The sequence below is a fragment of the Nonomuraea sp. NBC_00507 genome (assembly GCF_036013525.1).
Taxonomy (GTDB): domain Bacteria; phylum Actinomycetota; class Actinomycetes; order Streptosporangiales; family Streptosporangiaceae; genus Nonomuraea.
Genome location: NZ_CP107853.1, coordinates 8,443,408 through 8,459,953 on the forward strand (window position 1 = coordinate 8,443,408; position 16,546 = coordinate 8,459,953).

Below are 16,546 nucleotides of genomic sequence, written 5' to 3' on the forward strand. Positions count from 1 at the left end.
GGAATCCGTTTGCTCCCCACAACCACGAAGATGTCCGCCCTTGCCGGCGGCATCCTCCTGGCGGCCTCCGCGCTGACCGCCGCCACGCCCGCCGTGGCGTCGGCGACGCCGGGCACGTACCAGCTCGTCAACGCGGGCAGCGGCCTGTGCCTGAGCGTCCCCGCGAACGCGAAGGTCGACGGCGTCCAGCTCACCCAGCAGGCGTGCGCGGGCGCGGCGAACCAGGCCTGGACGCTCACGTCCGTGAGCGGCGGCTACCGGCTGAGCGTCGCCCACAGCGGGAAGTGTGCCGGGGTCAAGGGCGGCAGCACGTCGGCGGGCAAGGCCGTGCAGCAGCAGTCCTGCGCCGCCGGGGCGTTCCAGACCTGGACGTTCAAGGCCGTGGCCGGCGGCGCGCGGCAGCTCGTCAACGCGGGCAGCGCCAAGTGCCTGAACGTCAAGTCGTCCGCGAAGGCGGCCGGCGCGCTGATTCAGCAGAACTCCTGTGACACGGTGAGCAGCAAGCGCTGGACCCTGCGCCCCGCGGCCGCCACCCCGGCCCCGAGCGCGGGTCCCACGACGACCCCGACGCCGACCGCGACGGCAAAGCCGACCCAGACGGCAACGGCAACCCCGACGGCGCCTTCCTCTGGCGCCTGGCCGACACCGACCGGCAAGGAAGCGGTCACCGCGACCATCACCGTCACGGGCGTCCACGACGGGGGCCTGAAGCGCTTCTACGGCTCCGGCGCCCTCGGCAGCGGCAGCCAGAGCGAGGGCCAGCCCCCGATGTTCAAGCTGGCCGACGGCGCGACCCTGCAGAACGTCATCATCGGCGCCCCGGCCGCCGACGGTGTCCACTGCATGGGCACGTGCACGCTCAAGAACGTCTGGTGGGAGGACGTCGGCGAGGACGCCGCCACCTTCAAGGCCACCTCGGCCACCCAGACCATGACCATCGTCGGAGGCGGCGCCCGCGCCGCCTCCGACAAGACGTTCCAGCACAACGGCCCCGGCACGATGGTCATCAAGAACTTCCGGGCGGAGAACGTCGGCAAGCTCTACCGCTCCTGCGGCAACTGCTCCAAGCAGTACGCGCGGCACGTCGTGATCTCCAACGTGACGATCACGACGCCCGCCAAGGTGATCGCCGGGATCAACACCAACTACGGCGACACGGCCACGTTCTCCTCGATCATGATCGTCAACGACCCCAGCAAGAAGGTCGTGATCTGCGCCAAGTTCAAGGGCGTCACAAGCGGCGAACCCACCCAGATCGGCAGCGGCCCGGACACCACCCACTGCCGCTACACCGCGGTTGACATCACGTACAAGTAGCGCACTCCTGCCGGTGGGGCACTGAATGCATGCCCCACCGGCGCCGCGAGACGCGACCGCGCCGGACGTGCCAGGGGCTCAGAGCTCACATGCGGACCTGATCAGCTCCGAGATCGGCTGGGAGGAACCGGCCGCGACGGAGTCGGCCCCCAGCGCGGCCCGGATCGCGTCGAGCGTACGCGCGTGACCTGCGGGGTGCATCGGCGGCATCCGGGAGCCCAGCCTGTCGAGGAGCGCCTCGCGGGCGGCGCAGAGCTGCGCGGCCAGCTCGTGCCTGCCCCGATCGGCGGCGACGCCTGCCAGCCCTTCGAGGCACCAGGACAGATAGATCGGGTTACCGATGGCCTGGAAGACGGCGGCGCTCTCGGCGAACAGGGCATGCGCCTGCCCGATCCGGCCCAGGGCCAGCTCCGCGTGGCCGAGCTGGTTGGTGCTCATGGCGATGGCCCACTGGTCGGCGAACCTGCGAGCCGTGACCAGCGACTCCTCGGCCAGGTCCCGCGCGCGGAGCGGGTCGCCGGTGTTGAGCGCGACGTGGCTCAGGTGGGCGAGCAGCTGAGGGGCGACCCGCTCGTCGCCGCACGCCCGGTAGAGCGCCAGCGCCTCCTGGTGACAGGCGGTGGCCCGTTCGGGCTCGTCCTGCATCTGCGCGCTGGTACCCAGGATCCGCCACCCTTCGGCGGTGTTGCGGGTGTCCTTCAAGGTGCCGAGGAGTTCGACCGCTTCCGCGGCCATCGCGTCGGCGCTCTCGTACTTTCCTGCGTGGAGGTTCTGCCAGGCCAGCGAGAGCAGCGCGTCGCCGAGGTCGCGTGGGCTGAATGCCCGGCGGGCGGCGGCCAGCCCGCGTTCGGCGAGTTCGTAGGCGGGGGCGGAGTCCCCGCCGAAGAACGTCGCGTAGGACAGGCCGATGAGCGCCCTGACCCGCCCGATGGCGTCCCCGCATCGCTCGGCGAGGGCGGCGGCCTCCTCATGGTCGCTGATCGCCTCGCTGTACCTGTCCTCCTGGCGCGCCAGCAGGCCACGCGTGTTGAGTGCGGTGACCAGGTCGCGCTCGGTGCCCTCGCGCCTGGCCATGGCGACGAGCCGGGCGCACCAGCCGCGGGCGGCTTCGAAGGCGGATCGGTCGGTGGCCAGGCGGGCCGCACCGGTCAGTACGGCCAGCTGCACGTCAACGGGCAAGCGGTCGGCTCCCTCGAGCGCGAGCGCGTCACGTACCCTGCTCAGGCCCTCGCCGATGTCTCCGTGCTCGGACCAGAAGCCCCACAGCGCGGCGCACAGGCGCATGGCGACGTCCACGTCCTGGCCGTCGAGCGCCCTGTCCAGCGCGGCTCGCAGATTGTCCTGTTCCTGGGCAAGCACGGGTGAGTCCACGTCCTCGCGCTCGGCCAGGGCGAGGGCGAGGAAGTATTCGGTGTGCCGCCGGGTCACCTCGGCTCCTGCGGCCGAGTCCCGCAGCCGCGCGAGACCGTACTCGCGGATGGTCTCGAGCATGCGCACCCTGGGCACGGTCTCGATGAGGCTGGCCTCGGCCAGCTCGTCGAGGTTGCCGAGGAAGGCGGGGTCCGCGCTGACCGTCTCGGCCGCGGCGAAGGTGGCGCCGCCCGAGAACACGCTCAGCGCCTCGAACAGCGCCTTGGCCGGTTCGGACAGCAGCCGGTAGCTCCAGGCGATGGCGTCGCTCATGGTCTTCTGCCGGGCGGGAAGGTCGTGCGGCCCTCCCACGAGCAGCGGAAGCCGCTGGTCCAAGCGTTCGAGCAGCGCTTCTGGAGCCAGCAGGCGCACGCGGGCGGCGGCGAGTTCGATGGCCAGCGGCAAGCCCTCGAGGCGGCGGCAGATCTCCGCGGTCACGGAGTCCTCCGGCAGTTCGGTCCCCGCCGCGCGGGCACGCTCGACGAACAGCGCTCCGGCGGGCGAGGTGTGTTCGCCTTCCGCGGGCAGTTCCAGCGGCGCGATGCGGTACTCCCGCTCCCCGCGCACGCGCAGCGGGATCCGGCTCGTCACCAAGATGGTCACCCGCGGACAGGCGGTCAGCAGATCGAGCAGGCCGGAGCGCGCCGGTGCCACATGTTCGAAGTTGTCCACCAGCAACAACGCCGACTTCTCCCGCAGCACCGCCGCGAGCCGCTCGCTGACCGGGACGGTGTCCCGCTCGGCGACCCCGAACCGGCGCGCGATGGCGGCCATCACCAAGTCAGGGTCGGACAGCGGCGCCAGATCGGCGAAGATCACGCCGTCCGGGTAGTCGGACGCCAGCCGCGCGGCCACCTCGAGTGCCAGGCGGGTCTTGCCCACGCCGCCCGGCCCGGTGAGCGTGAGCAGCCGGGTCTCACCGTGGCGGAGCAGCTCCACCAGGGCCGCCGCCACGCCCGCCCGCCCGATCAGCGGGGTGAGCGGACGGGGGATCGGCGGCAGGTCCGCCACCTGGCGGGCGGCGGCGACCAGCTGCGCGCGTGGCCCCGGCTCCAGCCGCAGCGCTTCGGCGAGCAACCGCACGGTGTCCAGCCGCGGCGTCCTGCCGGGATCGCGTTCGAGGTCGCTGACCGCCCTGGCGCTGATCCCCGCCCGTTCGGCCAGCGCCTCCTGGGTGAGACCCGCGGCCAGCCGCAGGCGTTTGAGCGTCGCGCCGAAGTCCGCCATGTCATGCGTCCGGTGTTCGGTGAGTCTTCGGTGAGCGCTCGTCATGGTATGGAGCCACGCGCGGAACCACGCTGGGTGCTGGCGGGAGGATGAGGATGTCACCCGAGGAACTCAAGGCCCGTGGGCGGCGCACTGCTGAGGAGCTGTTCAACCAGGGGCCTTTCGGACGCACTCATCGATCCCGGCTACACCGAGTTCATCGTGGCTGATCAGGCATTCGTTTCCGGCGTGGCCGCGATGACGGACCGCTTGAGTAACTGGAGAGAGCATCATGAGATCTGCCTACAGAACACTGGCCTACCTCATAGCGGCCCTGGTGGTCGTCCAGTCGATGTCGGTCGTCTTCGGCATCGCGGGAGAGAGCCGCTGGATCAGCGAGGGCGGCGTGATGGACAAGGCGGTCGTGGAAGCCCAGGAATTCGTCTTCCCCGAAGTGCTCGGCTTCCTCATTCACAGCATCAACGGGACGATCCTCATCCCGCTGGCCGCGCTGATCATGCTGATCCTCTCGTTCTTCACCAAGCTCCCGGGAGCGGTGAAGTGGGCAGGCCTGATCCTGTTGCTGGTCGCGGTGCAGGCCAACCTCGGGTTCTTCAGTCACAGCATGCCGATCTTGGGCGCCCTGCACGGGTTGGTCGCGCTGCTCCTGCTCGGCGCGGCGGTCTACGCCGGACTCCGGGTCCGCGACACCGCCGCCGCCGGGGAACCGCGCCACGTGACGACGAGCTGAAATCCACATGTCCGGCCGTGTCATCGCCGTCGCGGCGGCCGCCGTCGTCCTCGGGCCCTTGATCTGGCTCTGGCAGGCCAGCCTGCTGCCTTCGGCATACTCCGTCATGGACAGGGGCCACGCGGGTCACGGCGGGCCGACTCGCAGCGTCACCTCGCTGATCGCCGACCCGGACCGCCGGGCCGACGTCCTGGTCACGCTGACGGCTCGCGAGCAACGCTTCCGTCTGCCGTCGGGCCGGCCGGTCGACGGGTACACCCTCAACGGCCGGTCGCCCGGCCCGGTCATCCGCGCCGCCGCCGGGCAATTGGTCCAGGTGCGGTTGATCAACGAGTCGGTGCCGGACGGCGTCACGCTGCACTGGCACGGGGTCGACGTGCCCAACGCGGCGGACGGTGTCGCCGGCGTCACTCAGGACGCCGTCCGTCCCGGCCAGGAGTTCACCTACCGGTTCGTTGCCGGGCGGGCGGGAACCTTCTGGTACCACTCCCACCAGATGTCCCATGAGCAGGTCCGCCGGGGCCTGCTCGGCGCCCTGGTGGTGAGCGAGCCGCGGCCACCCACCGGCGTGGCCGACGTCGTGGCGCTGACGCACGTGTACGGCGGAGTCCGCACGCTCAACGGTTACGAGGGCGAGGTCCGCGCCGAGGCGCCTCCCGGTGGACGGACACGGGTACGCGTCATCAACACCGACAACGGCGAGATGCCGGTGTGGGTGGCCGGTGCACCGTACCGGCTTCTCGGCGTCGACGGCACCGAGCTGAACGGCCCCGCCCAGGTTTGGGACGCCCGGGTGCTCGTCACCGCCGGCGGCCGCGCCGACCTCGAGGTGGTCATGCCCGAGGACGGCTCGCCGGTCCGGATCGAGATCGGCGGTTCAGCCGCCGTCGTGCTCGGTTCCGGGTCCTCCACCACCTGGGCGACGCCACCGCCCGCGCAGGCCCTGGATCTGCTCTCGTACGGCAAGCGGACGCCGGTGTCATTCGACCCTGACCGGCCGGACCGCCGGTTCCCGTACGAGATCGGGCGCCGCCCCGGCTTCCTCGACGGGGTCCCGGGGATGTGGTGGACCATCAACGGCCACCTGTACCCCGACATCCCGGCCTTCATCGTCGCCGAGGGCGACGTGGTGCGCATGCGCATCGCCAACCGCAGCGGCGAGGCCCACCCCATGCACCTGCACGGCCATCACGCGCTGGTGCTCAGCCGCAACGGGGTGCCCGCCACCGGGAGCCCCTGGTGGGTGGACTCGCTCGACGTGGGCGACGGCGACATCTACGAGATCGCCTTCGTCGCCGGTAACCCCGGCATCTGGATGGACCACTGCCACCAGCTCGTCCACGCCACCGAGGGGCTCGTCGCGCACCTGATGTATGAGGGGGTTACCACCCCGTTCCACGCCGGGGGTGAGGCGGGCAACGAGCCGGAGTGAGGCGTGACCGATCTTCAGGCACGGACCACGACCTGGATCTCAGCGTCGTCCATCAGGTCCAGCAGGACGGAAGGCGGACCCTCCACCGGCGTGCCGTTGACCCGTACGTCGCCGGTGAACCGGCCAGGGAGGTGAAGGGTGGCGGTCACGGCGCCCGGCGGCCCTGCCTGCCGCCGGACGACGCGCACCTCCAGGGTCTCCGCGCTCGCCCGTACGTCGAGCGTGATGCGGCCGAAGCGCGTCGTCGTCCGCTCGACGTGGATGGCAGAGCCAGGCTCGAACCATCCGGGTGGCACGCCGGGCAGCAGGCCGAGGCCGTGGCCGCGTTCGAAGACGAGCAGGTGGCGCACGAGACGGACGAATTCGGCGGAGGCCCAGTCATGCAGCGTCGGGCCGGTGATGCGCATGTCGCCAGGTCTGTGCTGCGCCGGCACATCGGCGATGCGGCGATCGGGCTTTGGGGCATCGGCCAAGGCGGCTGGGGCGCGCCACTGACCGCCGTCGCCCAGGGGCTTCCTAGGCGCCTGTCCCGATCAAGAACGCTCCCAGCTCAGTTGTCATGTACAGGACGTTGCGCCCGGATCGCTCGCGCGCGACCAGCCCGCTCTCGCGCAGCACGCCGAGGTGCTGTGACACCGCGCTGGGCGTGACGCCGAGCGCGCGAGCCAGATCCGTCGTGGTCGCGGGGGACCGCAGTGCCTCGAGCAGTTCCGCTCGCGCCCGGCCGAGCAACCGGACCGCGCTGCCCGCGGGCGCCCGCGTCCCCGCGGTCCACAAGGCCCCGACACCCCTCGCCGGATAGCGCACCGTGGTCTGCGTGGAGGTTCTCTTCTTGATCAGTACGTGAGGCGAACCGAGAACGACGGGCATGAGAACCAGCCCGCCCGGACCGCGATCCACCACGCACTCGGCCCGCCAGCGCTCTCCTCTCAGCATCAGCCGGCCATCGCACCAGTGCAGATCCGGGTGCAAGCCGGCGAACAACTTCCCCGCTCCGCCCGCGGCCAGCTGCTTGGCGCGATGGATGACGTCCGCCTCGAGTACGGCCCGGATCCGTGCCCAGTGCGGCGCGATGAGCCGGTCGTGTGCCGCCCGCAGCTCCGCGGCGATCGCCCGCAGTCCTGCCGCCGGCTGCTCGGCGAGCGCGGCCACCGGGTCAGGGGGTGCTTCGCCGAACACCCGCAGGAGGCTGATCCGGACTTGTGAAGCAGGCGTCCTTTGCAATGCTGCCAGATCCTCCTCGATGGATCCGCCGGCGCCAGACGGGGCGGGAACGAGGAACTCCGGCCAGTTCGGCCGGTCGCTCACGAGCAGCGGCCACGTGTGCGAGAGGTCGAGGGGATCCGTGGCGAGCTCATCCGCCGCCCAACGCAGCCACCGCAGGTTGATCGGGTGCCGGTCGCGATCACCCAGCTGCCGCAGGGCGGACACGGTCTCGGACAGCGGCGAGATAGCGAATCGGGTCGCCGCCAACTCGGCCACGCCGAGATTGATCGTCAACGCCATGGATCGATTATGTAGCGACGGCCTAAATGCTGTCGTGACGGCGTCCGGCGCCGGAGGATCCCGGCATGAAGCAGGAGATGACGCAGCCCGACGCGGGGCCACGGTTGTCCGGGGCGTACTGGCGGTTGTGGTGGGCGACGGGTGTCAACAGCGTCGGCGACGGGGCGTTCGCCGCGGTTGTTCCGCTGCTGGCCGTGACCATCACGCGCGACCCCCGGCTCGTGTCGATCGTGTCCGCGGCGACGTACCTGCCCTGGTTGCTGCTGTCCCTCCCCGCCGGCGCGCTCGTCGACCGGCACGATCGCGTCGGCCTCATGTGGCGGGCGCAGGCGATCCAGGCAGTGATCGTCAGCGTCATCGCCGTCCTTGCCGCGCTTGGCCAGGTCGGCATCCCGGCACTCGCGATCATGGCCTTCGGGCTGGGGTCGTGCGCAGTCGTTTTCGCCAATGCGGCGCAGGCGGTGTTACCGGACATCGTCGCCAAGCCTCTGCTGCACAAGGCGAACGGCCATCAGCAGGCGATCACCACGATCGGCCTGCAGTTCGCCGGGCCTCCGCTCGGCAGCCTGCTCTTCGCGGTCGCCGTGGCGCTGCCGTTCGGGATGGACGCCGCCTCGTTCGCCCTGTCCGCCGCACTGCTGGCGACACTGCCCAGGCGTACACGCCGGCGGATCGAGCACCCACCGATGCGCACGGCGATCGTGGACGGCCTGCGCTGGCTGGCCCGCCACCGGCTGCTGCGCACGCTCGCCGTTCTGCTCGGGGTCAACACCTTCTGCTGGCAACTCGGTAACGTCACCCTTGTCCTCCTGGTCACCCAGACGCTGCACCTCGACGCGCCCGGCTACGGCCTGCTGCTCGCCGGCGCCGCGCTCGGGAGCCTGCTTGGCGGCCTGGTCAGTGCGCGCGTGGTCACACGGATCGGCGCACTTCCCGCACTGCTCACCGCGCTCGCCGTGAACGTCTTCATCTTCGTCGGGATCGGGCTGAGTCCGAACGCGATCGTGCTCGGCACCCTGCTGGCCATCAACGGCTTCCTCATCACGCTCTGGAGCATCGTGACCGTCAGCCTCCGGCAGCAGATCGTGCCGTCGGAGATGCTCGGCCGGGTGAACAGCGTCTACAGGATGCTCGGCTGGGGACTGATCCCGCTCGGGGCGCTGGCCGGCGGACTCGTGGCGCACGCATTCGGGTTGCGCGCCTCCTACCCCGTCGCGGGCGTGCTGCGGGGGATCGCCTTGCTGGCCGCGATGCCCGTATTGATCCATGCGATGCGTGACTAGGGCTTATCGCGGAGTCCATCCTCGCCGTGGCCTCACCGACTCGACGACCCAGATGGAGGGGCTTGTGTCACGCAGTTCTCGGGTGCGCATTGTCGCCTACTTCGGAGCGACGCTCCTCGTCGCCGCGGTCGCCTTGGTCGCGATCCTGGCCTCGGCCCGGACCCACGGGGAACGCTTCGCCGACTCGGTCGGTCAGATGGAAGCGGTCGCCCGCACGCTAAGGGAGAGCGACGAACTCGACGATCCCATGATCGGGAAGCTCACCTTCGACGCGGTCTTCAAGAAGGACGGCGTGGTCAACTTCCAGCTCGGCACTGACCTGGGGCCCGATCCGTACGGCTACGTCTGGAGCCCAGATGGCCGCCGGAGAACACCGAACATGTCCACGGCCCTTGGTATCTCTGGAGAGACTGAGCGCCGACGTCGACCGCACCTCACGCGGTGCTACGTCCTCGGATGTCGATCGGTGGCGGCAGGAGCCATAGTTCGGTGGCGATGCGCTCGGTGACGATCCACTTGATGGCGTGCCCGACCCGTTGCCGCGCCGGCATAAGGCCTGGCCGCCGCGAGCATGCTCGTGTCATCGGTTGATCAGGTAATCGTAGCTTGGGCTCAACCGGTAGGACCGCGCCTTGCGCGATGGATCGTGGATCTCAAGGAAACCGTCGTCGACCCACTTCCTGGCTAGTGCGCTCATGGTGCGGGGACTGATGGACAGATAGGCCGCCATCTCGGTGGTGGTTGCCGTTCCGCGGTCACGAAAGAACTCCAGGAGGCGGCGGCGGCGTGGATCGAGCCGCCTGAGCAGTGCCGAGTCGTCACGACCTGGTGTGCGGTCCTGGACATCGGCGGCGCGTGCTCGGACGGCCCCCAGCGCATCCGCCATGCTCTGACAGAAGTAGTTGACAAAGCCGGTGATGTCGGCCTCGGCACGCCCCATGTAACAGTTATGCGATGGTCCGACCGTGAGCGCTGCGTAGTACGCGTGGAGGTTACGGGCATAGTGCTCATCGAGGGAATAGATTCCCTTCAGCCCATATCCTGCCCGATGGAGAACGAGGGTCGTCAGCAGCCGTGCTGTGCGGCCGTTGCCGTCGTAGTAGGGATGGATCGTCGCATACTGGTAGTGCGTGATGGCCGCGACGATCGGGATAGGCAGTTCCCGGCTGGATAGGCATCGGTTGAGCCACTTGAACAGATCCCCCATGAGCGCGGGGACATCGTGCGCCTCCGGCGGCATGTAAACGATGCGCCCGGTGGCAGCGTCGCGGATGACATTCTGCCCTGGCCGGTACGGGGAGGGTGCCGCCTTGCCGTCCTGGACCAGACCATGAACGCGGCGAAGTTGGAGCTCATCGATCGGACCTTCCGCTGTGGCTAGTGACTCCACATACTCAAGCGCCCGATGGTAGTTTCGCACCTCTGCCTCATCACGTTCCCTTCCGGGGAAGTGGGCGCCGTGGAGAGCCTCCGCCACCTGTGCCTGGGTGAGGCGATTACCTTCGATCTGCGTGGAGTAGTGAGTCGCGGCGAGCCTGGCCGTGTGGCGGAGGCCGGCCAGCACCTCGACGTTGATCGGCAGCTCCATGATCGCTTGACGATCGCCCTCAATGGCCATGAGAGCTGTGGCGACCGAAGGGGTAATCGTGAACGTCGGCGAGAACACCGCTCTAGGATACGGATTCGAGCCGATAAATAGCAAATAACTTGCTGTTAATGAGCTGTTATTGTGTCGATCGCGTGAGGGTCTCGCCCTGGCAGGCAGATGCTGGGTCCGGCGGGTCTCCACGGTGATGATCTGATGGTGACTCACCGCTGACCTTGCCGAGCAGGCACGCACGGCGATCCAGAAGCACACCGGTACGGTCACTGGAGTCCGGTCAGTGCCAGGTCGAGGATAGCGGGCTCTCGCTTCTCGCTGGTGGCCCAGCCTCCTCACTATGGACTGGTCGGAGGCTGAGCCGAGAGACATCCCAGCCCCAGCGTGGGCATCGGTCGGCCCACCGCCTCGCCAGGCAACGGGTGGGCTGATTGGCACCGGAGGCGCGGGGGTTGCGCCGAAGGCGCCTCAATAAGGACGCCCGAGCGTCAGCGAGGACCTTTGGGGTGGGATCCCGTCAGCCCACTTGGTAACGGGGCAACGGGTGGGCGGGCGAAGGGAACCTACTGGGCGGAATAATCGGTTGCCCTTTAGTGCTGATGATCGCACTATGTTCCTCATGTTCCTGCGCGCTCGCCCCACGACGCCCACCCTGCCGGTGGGCGCGTTCGAGCGTGTCTGCGACGGCCTGGAGCGCTGACCTCTTCCCGTAAGTCCTGAGGTGACCCGGCGGGGGGAGGTTGACCGGCCCTGACGGGTCACGAAGCATCCAGATGTCTCAGGAGAGGGAATCATGGCCAAGCAGGCCTACGTACGGAACAAGCCGCATCTCAACATCGGCACGATGGGCCACGTCGACCACGGCAAGACCACGCTGACCGCGGCGATCACGAAGGTGCTGGCGCAGCGGGGGCAGGCGACGTACACGCCGTTCGAGCGGATCGACCGCACGCCGGAGGAGGCGCAGCGGGGCATCACGATCAACATCTCGCACGTCGAGTACGAGACCGCCACCAGGCACTACGCCCACGTCGACATGCCGGGCCACGCCGACTACGTGAAGAACATGATCACGGGGGCGGCGCAGCTCGACGGTGCGATCCTCGTCGTGTCCGCGCAGGACGGGATCATGCCGCAGACCAGGGAGCACGTGTTGCTGGCCAAGCGGGTCGGCGTGGAGCACCTGGTCGTGGCCGTCAACAAGGCCGACGGCGCCGACCCGGAGCTGACCGACCTGGTGGAGCTGGAGCTGCAGGAGCTGCTGGCGGAGCACGGCTACGACGGCGTCCCGATGGTGCGGGTGTCCGGGCTGCGGGCGCTGGAGGGCGACCCGGTCTGGACCGCGTCGGTGGAGGCGCTGCTCCAGGCGGTGGACGAGCACATTCCCGTGCCGGTGCGGTACGTGGACGCGCCGTTCCTCATGCCGATCGAGAACGTGCTGACGGTCACCGGCCGTGGCACGGTCGTCACCGGCGCCATCGAGCGCGGCACGGTCCGCGTCGGCGACACGGTGGAGGCGGTCGGGTTCGGTGACGGGTTCAGCGCCGTCGTGACGGGCGTGGAGACGTTCGGCAAGACGATGGAGCAGGGCGAGGCCGGCGACAACGCCGCCGTGCTGCTGCGCGGGGTGCGCCGCGAGCAGGTGCGGCGGGGCATGGTGCTGGCCCAGCCGGGCAGCCAGCGGGCCCGCACGTCGTTCACCGCCCGCGTCTACCTCCTGACCCCGGAGGAGGGCGGGCGGCGCAGGGCGATCGCGTCCGGTTACCGGCCGCAGTTCTACCTGCGGACGACGGACGTGCCCGGGGAGCTCAAGCTCGACGAGGCCGCCCGGCCGGGTGACACGGTCGAGGTGGAGGTCGCGCTGGGCAAGCCGGTCGCCGTCGAGCCGGGGCTCGGCTTCGCGATTCGCGAGGGCGGGCTGACGGTGGGCGCGGGCACGATTCTCACCGTGCCGTCGTCCGGTTGACCCGAGCCGGGTCCCGCATGTCCGTGCGGGACCCGGTTTCGTGTCCCCGGCTCAGGCCGGGTCGAACCTCAGCGTGAACGTCGCCGCCTGAGCTCTGAGCTCGTACTGCGGCAGCGTGCCCGGACCGCAGGTTGCGGTGCCGATGCCCTGGTGGGCGAGGTCCAGGTGGAGGTGCACCCGGTCCCCCGGCACCAGGTCGGGCCGGTGGGTGGCGGCGGCCAGCTCATCGATGCTCCAGCGGCGCGCGGTCATCCCGAACACCGGATCCCCGGACACCGTGAACGCGCCGAAGTCGGCCCACCGCACGTCGGCGCGGTGGCCGTTCTCCTGCGGGTAGACGTACGGCGTCTGCAGCTCGTCGATCGAGGCCGTCCAGCGGCCGACCCGCGCCGCCATGCCGGTGTCCGGGTACGCCTCGCCGGGCCCGCGCCCGAACCAGGTGACCCGCTCGACAGCGGTCCCGGGCAGCGTCATGGTGACGCCGAGCCGCGCGATCGGGTCCCGCCACTCGCCCTCGGGCTCGAGGTCGAGGCTCAGCAGCAGCCCGCCGTCCCCGGCGAGCGTCCACCGGTAGGTCGCCCGCATCCCGAGGTCCGTCGCGGCGGGCGCGACCCGGGTGCGGACGGTGAGGGCGTCGCCGACCTCGACATCGTCCACCCGGTGCGTGAGCCGGTGCAGGCCGAGGGCGCGCCACTTGCCTTCGAAGCCGGCGTGCCTGTCGTTGTCGGTCGGCGCCCGCCACAGGTCGAGCCGCGGCCCTTCGACCTCCAGTCCGAACAGCCTGACGAGCCGCCCCGTTTCCGCGTCGAATCCGGATCCGCTGGCGACGATCTCGTCGCCGTCCCGTACGAACGTGACCAGCGTCGCCGAAGCGGTCCGGGGCGCGGGCGGCGCCAGGAGCGTCTGCCCCCACGCCACCTCGTGTCCCGCCTCCGCCCACGGCTGGTCGCCGGACAGCTGGGCGCGGACGGTCAGCCAGCGCTCCCCCTCCGGGCCGGGCGGCGCGTCGGGCAGCTTGACCTCGCCGCCGCCCGCGGGCACCTCCAGCCGGTGCTCGGCGAGCGTCTCTCCCTCCGCCTCCACGGTGGCGACGAACTCCAGGTGGGACAGGTCGCGGAAGTCGTAGCCGTTCACGACCCGCACGACTCCGTCGCCGAAGTCGAACGTCACGGGCTCGAACACCTTCTTCAGGTCGATGAGCCCGGGTGACGGCGTGCGGTCGGGGAACACGAGCCCGTCGATCACGAAGTTCGAGTCGTGGACGGGCTCCCCGTAGTCGCCGCCGTAGGCGTACTCGAACTGCGGGTGCACGATGCCGTGGTCGATCCACTCCCAGATGAACCCGCCGGCCAGCCGCGGGTACCGCGCGAACAGCTCCTGGTATTCGGCCAGCCCGCCGGGCCCGTTGCCCATGGCGTGGGCGTACTCGCACTGCAGGAACGGCATCGCGCGCCGCCGCGCGTCCAGCTCCGGGTCGTCCAGGGGGTCCTCGGCCAGGCGGCCGATGGCCTCGACCTCGGCGTGGGAGGCGTACATGCGCGAGTAGACGTCGGTGTGCGCGCACGTCCAGTCGCCCTCGTAATGGATCGGGCGGGAGGGGTCGCGCTCGCGGGCCCAGTCGGCCATGACGGCCAGGTTGCGGCCGTGGCCGGCCTCGTTGCCGAGCGACCACATGATGACGCTCGGGTGGTTCTTGTCGCGTTCGACCATGCGGCGCATGCGGCCGAGCAGCGCGTCGGCCCAGCGCGGGTCGTCGGTGGGGTTGCCGCGCCAGTCGACCTCGCCGAAGCCGTGCGTCTCCAGGTCGCACTCGTCGATCACCCACAGGCCGAGCTCGTCGCACAGGTCGAGGAAGGCGGGGTGGGGTGGGTAGTGGCTGGTCCTGACGGCGTTGACGTTGTGCTGCTTCATCAGCAGCACGTCGGCGCGCATGGTCTCGTACGGGACCGCGCGGCCGCGCTCGGGGTGGAATTCGTGCCGGTTCACGCCTTTGAGCAGCAGCGGGCTGCCGTTGGCCAGCAGCACGCCGTCCACGATGGAGATCGTGCGGAAGCCGATGCGCAGGCGCACCGTCTCGCCGGGGAACGTCACGACGGCGTCGTACAGGCGCGGGGTCTCGGCCGTCCACGGCTCGACGTCGAGCGTGATCTCCGTGCCCGGCCCCAGGTCGGCGACGCCGAGCTCCGGAATGCTGAGCAGGCCGCCCTCGCCCTCGAAGCTGAGCCTGCCATCATGCGAGGCGTGCACGAAGACGTCGGCCGCCGATCGGGTGAGGGTGACGTCGCGGAAGATGCCGGGCAGCCACCACATGTCCTGGTCTTCCAGGTAGCTGGCAGCCGACCACTGGTGCACGCGCACGGCCAGGACGTTGCGTCCGGGACGCAGCCACGGCCCGGCGTCGAACTCCGCGGGCAGTCTGCTGCCCGTCCAGAAGCCCAGCTCGTGCCCGTTGAGCCAGACCCGGGCGAAGGAGTCGGCGCCCTCGAACCGCAGCCGGCCGCCGGTCCAGTCCTCGGGCAGGTCGAACGTGCGGCGGTAGTCGCCGGTCGGGTTCTCGTTGGGCACGTGCGGCGGGTCGACGGGGAACGGGAAGACGACGTTGGTGTACGCGGGCGCGCCGTAGCCGTGCAACGGCCAGTGGGACGGCACCGGCAATTCGTCCCAGTCCGCGGCGTCGTAGCTGGGTTGGGCGAAGTCGTCGGGGACGTTCGCGGTGGGTGAGAGGCGGAAGCGCCACGTCCCGTTGAGGTCGAGTGCGGGCGCGTCGGAGCGGAGTGCCGCCCTGGGTTCGAGTAGTCCCGAACCGGGGGTGAAAGTTTCGAGGTCCATCGTCGCCGAGCCTAGAGGTTCGAGAGCATTTTGGGCAGCGATGAGTTCCGTGTCCGTACTCTTGCTCAGGTTCCGAGGCCGTACACGCGGCGGGCGTTCTCGCTGCCCACCAGCGTGGCCACCCGCATCGCCTCGCCGATCGACCACTCCCCCTCGGCCACGAACTCCCCCAGCACCCGCGCCATGGCCCGCCGCCACAGCCGCGCCCCGAGGTGGTGCAGCTCGGCGGGGCCCCAGGCGTCCGACGAGAAGAGGATCTTCGCGAACGGCGCCGCCTCCAGGCTCTCCGCCACCAGCGCCACACTGCGCGCCCCCGTGAAGGTGACGCCCAGCCCGACGTCGAAGAAAACGTTGGGGTAGGCGTGCGCCAGGAACCCGGCTTGCCGCTGGTAGGGGTAGCAGTGCAGCAACAGCAATGGCACCCCGGTCGGCTCGGCCAGCTCGATCAGGCCGCGCAGCAGCAGCGGGTCGGATCGCCGAAGGTCCACGTCGGGATCGCCGAAGCCGATGTGGAACTGCAGCGGCAGCCCCCGGTCGAGCCCCGCCCAGATGAGGTGGCGCAGCAGCACCGGATCGGTCAGCCGCCCGCCTGCCGCGAACCAGCGGCCGGCCGCCTCCGTGACCTCCTCGCCCGCCGGCCGGGCCGGGTCGAAGTCGAGTCCGTGACGGTAGGCGGCGATGGTCTTGAGCCCGCGCGCCGTGCGGGTGCGCTCCCACAGCGCCTCCTCGAACCGCCCGGCGAACGCCCACGCCGCGCACCCGTCCGCGGCCACCTGCTCGGCCACCGCTTCCAGCCGCACCACCTCGTCGGCGGGCACGCCTGCCGCGTCGGCCATGCCGGACGGGCCGAGCACCTCCTCGCCCCGGTGGCCGGTCTCGACGAGGAAGTGCCCGACGCCGCTCGCGGTGAGCAGCAGCCGGTTGACCTCGTCCACGCCGAGCCTGGCGCGCCTGGCCAGGTATTCCTCCGGCGTGCAGTGCGGGTCGAGGCCGAGGACGGGGGCGCAGTGGCGCAGGATCGCGTATCCCACCTGGGAGTCGAACGGGGTCATCCACTCGGGGATGGGCCGGTCGGACTCGATGATCAGCTCCTCGAACGCCTTGCGCGACAGGTCGCCGGCCGAGGCGCCGTGCACGTGGTGGTCGACCAGCCGCAACTCCTCGATGGCCCGGGCCAGGCCGGGGACGAGCTCAAGGGACACCTGGCCAGGATAGGGGAGCCACCCCGCCGTCCCCGAGCGCACGC

Annotated in this window: 12 protein-coding genes; 6 read left to right on the forward strand and 6 right to left on the reverse strand. The window is 70.3% G+C overall.

Annotated features, from left to right (window positions below):
• Positions 1-30: 30 nt before the first annotated feature.
• Positions 31-1,317: a pectate lyase gene (locus tag OHA25_RS40715; protein ID WP_327582236.1), complete on the forward strand. Its 1,287-nt coding sequence runs from the start codon at positions 31-33 to the stop codon at positions 1,315-1,317.
• Between the two features lie 78 nt (positions 1,318-1,395).
• Here OHA25_RS40715 and OHA25_RS40720 read toward each other — a convergent pair whose 3' ends face one another.
• Positions 1,396-3,954: an ATP-binding protein gene (locus OHA25_RS40720; RefSeq protein ID WP_327582237.1), complete on the reverse strand. Its 2,559-nt coding sequence runs from the start codon at positions 3,952-3,954 to the stop codon at positions 1,396-1,398.
• Between the two features lie 271 nt (positions 3,955-4,225).
• Between OHA25_RS40720 and OHA25_RS40725 the strand changes: the two genes are divergently transcribed.
• Positions 4,226-4,684 (forward strand): hypothetical protein, encoded by a 459-nt coding sequence (locus tag OHA25_RS40725; protein WP_327582238.1) that lies wholly within the window; start codon positions 4,226-4,228, stop codon positions 4,682-4,684.
• A gap of 7 nt (positions 4,685-4,691) precedes the next feature.
• On the forward strand, positions 4,692-6,116 hold the full coding sequence (locus OHA25_RS40730) for a multicopper oxidase family protein (protein ID WP_327582239.1): 1,425 nt from the start codon (positions 4,692-4,694) through the stop codon (positions 6,114-6,116).
• Between the two features lie 14 nt (positions 6,117-6,130).
• Here the strand turns inward: OHA25_RS40730 and OHA25_RS40735 are convergent, their stop codons facing one another.
• Together OHA25_RS40735 and OHA25_RS40740 are read right to left on the reverse strand one after the other, a co-directional pair.
• The gene (locus OHA25_RS40735; protein WP_327582240.1) at positions 6,131-6,523 is read right to left on the reverse strand and encodes a hypothetical protein; all 393 of its coding nucleotides are present in this window, start codon (positions 6,521-6,523) and stop codon (positions 6,131-6,133) included.
• 109 nt (positions 6,524-6,632) lie between these two features.
• Entirely contained in the window at positions 6,633-7,622 is a 990-nt protein-coding gene (locus tag OHA25_RS40740; protein WP_327582241.1) for an ArsR/SmtB family transcription factor, read from the reverse strand.
• Positions 7,623-7,687: 65 nt separating this feature from the next.
• Between OHA25_RS40740 and OHA25_RS40745 the strand changes: the two genes are divergently transcribed.
• A complete protein-coding gene (locus tag OHA25_RS40745) occupies positions 7,688-8,905 on the forward strand; it encodes an MFS transporter (protein ID WP_327582242.1) in 1,218 nt (405 codons plus the stop codon).
• A gap of 82 nt (positions 8,906-8,987) precedes the next feature.
• Entirely contained in the window at positions 8,988-9,413 is a 426-nt protein-coding gene (locus OHA25_RS40750; protein ID WP_327582243.1) for a hypothetical protein, read from the forward strand.
• Positions 9,414-9,485: 72 nt separating this feature from the next.
• Here OHA25_RS40750 and OHA25_RS40755 read toward each other — a convergent pair whose 3' ends face one another.
• Positions 9,486-10,571: a Fic family protein gene (locus tag OHA25_RS40755; RefSeq protein WP_327582244.1), complete on the reverse strand. Its 1,086-nt coding sequence runs from the start codon at positions 10,569-10,571 to the stop codon at positions 9,486-9,488.
• Between the two features lie 727 nt (positions 10,572-11,298).
• Here OHA25_RS40755 and tuf point away from each other — a divergent pair.
• Positions 11,299-12,471: an elongation factor Tu gene (gene tuf / locus OHA25_RS40760; protein ID WP_327582245.1), complete on the forward strand. Its 1,173-nt coding sequence runs from the start codon at positions 11,299-11,301 to the stop codon at positions 12,469-12,471.
• Positions 12,472-12,522: 51 nt separating this feature from the next.
• Here the strand turns inward: tuf and OHA25_RS40765 are convergent, their stop codons facing one another.
• Together OHA25_RS40765 and OHA25_RS40770 are read right to left on the reverse strand one after the other, a co-directional pair.
• A complete protein-coding gene (locus OHA25_RS40765; RefSeq protein WP_327582246.1) occupies positions 12,523-15,300 on the reverse strand; it encodes a glycoside hydrolase family 2 TIM barrel-domain containing protein in 2,778 nt (925 codons plus the stop codon).
• 65 nt (positions 15,301-15,365) lie between these two features.
• Entirely contained in the window at positions 15,366-16,502 is a 1,137-nt protein-coding gene (locus OHA25_RS40770; RefSeq protein WP_327582247.1) for an amidohydrolase family protein, read from the reverse strand.
• Between the last annotated feature and the right edge of the window lie 44 nt (positions 16,503-16,546).